This is a genomic window from Meiothermus granaticius NBRC 107808 (genome assembly GCF_003574355.1).
Taxonomy (GTDB): Bacteria; Deinococcota; Deinococci; order Deinococcales; family Thermaceae; genus Meiothermus; species Meiothermus granaticius.
In genome coordinates, this window is the sequence record NZ_QWLB01000095.1 from 1 (window position 1) to 1,047 (window position 1,047).

1 protein-coding gene is annotated in these 1,047 nt (G+C 60.0%); it reads left to right on the plus strand.

All coding sequences use genetic code 11. From position 1 onward, the window contains the following. Positions 1–130: 130 nt before the first annotated feature. Positions 131–1,047: RNA-guided endonuclease InsQ/TnpB family protein (locus Mgrana_RS16625; protein WP_147371323.1), on the plus strand; the 917-nt coding region annotated here is incomplete at its 3' end.

Below are 1,047 nucleotides of genomic sequence, written 5' to 3' on the forward strand. Positions count from 1 at the left end.
TTGGGGTCTGGGGCGAGAGACCCCGACCAAACCAAAGTTTGGTCTGGGATGGATAGCCCCAGGCCGCCTTTGGGCGGCGATACCCACTCACCTCCTTCAAGTGTTGAATAGCGTATGTTACGCTGCTTCTGTGAAGCTCACCGCCAAGGTCAAGCTCCTGCCCACGCCTGAACAGCGGGGGTATTTGCTGGAGACCATGCGGCGCTTCAACGCGGCTTGCAACCACATCTCGGCGGTGGCCTGGGAAACCCAGACCTTCCGGCAAATCCCGCTGCACCACCGGGTCTACCACGCGGTCAAAGACCGCTTCGAGCTTTCGGCACAGATGGCGGTACGGGCCAATGCCAAGGTGGTGGATGCCTACAAGCTGGATAGAGCAAAGCTGCGCTCCTTTCGTGAGCTGGGGGCCATCACCTACGATGACCGGATCCTGAGTTGGAAGCTGACGGCTTCCAGCGTGTCCATCTGGACGCTTCAGGGACGGCAGACCATCCCCTTTGTGGCCGGGGCGTACCAACACAAGCTGCTGCAAACCCGACAGGGCGAGACCGACCTGGCCTACGTAGGGGGTGAGTTTTACTTGTTTGCCACTGTCAATGTCGAGGAGCCGGAACCTGTAGAGATTCAGGACGTGTTGGGGGTAGACCTGGGCATTGTCAATCTTGCCACCGACAGCGATGGGGAGCGCTACTCGGGTAAGTACCTGAACTCGGTACGGCACCGCCACAGGAGGTTGAGAAGGAAACTGCAAAAGAAGAGAACGAAGGGGGCCAAGCGGCGCTTGAAGAAGTTGGCGGGCAAAGAGCGACGGTTTGCCCATGACGTGAACCACACCATCGCCAAACGCATCGTGGAGAAGGCCCAACGCACGAATCGGGCGGTTGCCCTGGAGGACTTGAAGGGCATCCGTCAGAGGGTCAGGGCTAGACGGCCTCAGCGCTCCACCTGGCGGTCGCTGAAGCGAGCCTGGCTGCATTCCTGGGCTTTCCACGACTTCGGGCAGAAGCTCAGCTACAAAGCCCAACGTCAGGGGGTCAGGGTGGTGTT